Origin of the sequence: Vibrio sp. S12_S33, from assembly GCF_963889785.1 — a bacterium.
Classification (GTDB): Bacteria; Pseudomonadota; Gammaproteobacteria; order Enterobacterales; family Vibrionaceae; genus Vibrio; species Vibrio aestuarianus.
This window is the reverse complement of record NZ_CAWPQZ010000137.1, coordinates 1-1,594: the sequence shown is the minus strand read 5'-3', so window position 1 is coordinate 1,594 and position 1,594 is coordinate 1. Positions and strand designations below refer to the sequence as shown.

At 39.7% G+C, this 1,594-nt stretch carries 1 protein-coding gene; it reads left to right on the top strand.

Annotation, left to right across the window (positions count from 1 at the left end):
- Positions 1 to 696: 696 nt before the first annotated feature.
- Positions 697 to 1,059 (top strand): hypothetical protein, encoded by a 363-nt coding sequence (locus AACW06_RS19455; RefSeq protein WP_192076318.1) that lies wholly within the window; start codon positions 697 to 699, stop codon positions 1,057 to 1,059.
- The last annotated feature ends 535 nt before the right edge of the window (positions 1,060 to 1,594 follow it).

Sequence of the window (1,594 nt, the reverse complement as noted above, 5' to 3'; positions counted from 1 at the left end):
ATTCACATAACAAGCAATTCAAGTGGATTCTCAACGCGTGACAGTTTTACTATGCGTTAGGTAAAGTGTTTTACGGTGCAATGCAGCGACTTGGTCAGTGCGTTGTTCACCACTTAATTGGGCGTTATGTGTTTGATGAGTTTTTAGGGTTAACTCTACGATTTCATTGAGAATTCGTTCCGTGTTTTCGGCAAGTTGGCTTGGTCAAAATGGATTTTTGAACAACCTGAGATTGATCGTTTTCAAGGTTCTTGGGTTGCCTCAATTAAGTTTTGGATCTGGCTTGTGTTGAGTTTCGTCAGTTTCAAATCGCTTTAATTGAAATGTCCTTTTGACTGGTTTTCTTGCTGACATTCAGCTCTGAAAATCTGGTGACGCAAAAGGTTTAGCGGTTGCTGAAAGGGCGCTTTCTTTGTTGTTGATTCTGTAAGTGGCTCTCTTTGGCTCAGATCGCTGTGAAATTTAGGTTTTGGTAAGCATCGTTTTTGTGCGTAACTTATTCAAATCTCTTCATTTCTACGGTGGTTTACTTTGAATTCACGGTAAAATTCACATAACAAGCAATTCAAGTGGATTCTCAACGCGTGGCAGTTTTACTATGCGTTAGGTAAAGTGTTTTACGGTGCAATGCGGCGGCTTGGTCAGTGCGTTGTTCACCACTTAATTGGGCGTTATACCAAAATAAAGGAAGATGAAATGAAAATGAAATTTTGGAACCTTGGTAAAGGATTATTATTTTTGTTGGCGATCTGTACTAGCAATAATTCTATTGCTGGACATTCAGGAGCTCGAGGTGGAAGCATTCATAATCTAAAAGTGCATAAAACAAGTGGTATGCCAGTAGTCATGTTTACAACTATACCTCATGTTTCTCCTCCAATCTGTGGGGATAAAGAGGCATTAGAATGGGCTATAACACTCGATGACTTTGGTAAGTCTGTCTATTCATTACTTTTATCAGCACAAGCACAACAAAAAAGAGTAATAATACATGGCAAACATACCTGTGAGGATTGGGGGGACAGGGAGTCAATTGTGCATATAACCCTTGCAGATTAAAGGTATAACAAAGCATTTAAGAGTGACTCACAACGCTTGGCGATTTCAGTTTAAACTTGGCTTTAGTGTTTAAGGTGCAATGGTTTAGGTTAGGTGTTTAGCGTTGTTCGCACCTTAATGCGGCGTTAGCTGGGGTTAAGAAAAACGGTGAATTTAGGGTGGAAAGGCTTTCGGTTTTCTAGCTACACACCGGACAAATCTCAGTTTCTCAACTATCTCGCCAGTGGCACTTTTCGGGAAGTGTTTGAACTTAACGAAGTCTGCTTACGGGAAATGTTGTGTTTGTTAAGTTCGTTGGTGCGGCTTCTTTGGTGTTGAAATTTATGCATTCTTAAATTCGTTTCGTGTGCTTTGTCGTTGGCTTTTTCGATAGAATTCTTTGCAAATTACCATGCTAAGGAATGGTGGTTTTCTCGGTCATTTCTTCTTTACCAAGCGCATTTCGTGGATTAGGTTTTAATTTCACAGCTGTCCGTTTTACTTTGCCGTTTGAAAGCAATAATGTGTTTCAAATTAGGCATTTTGGCGTAATTTG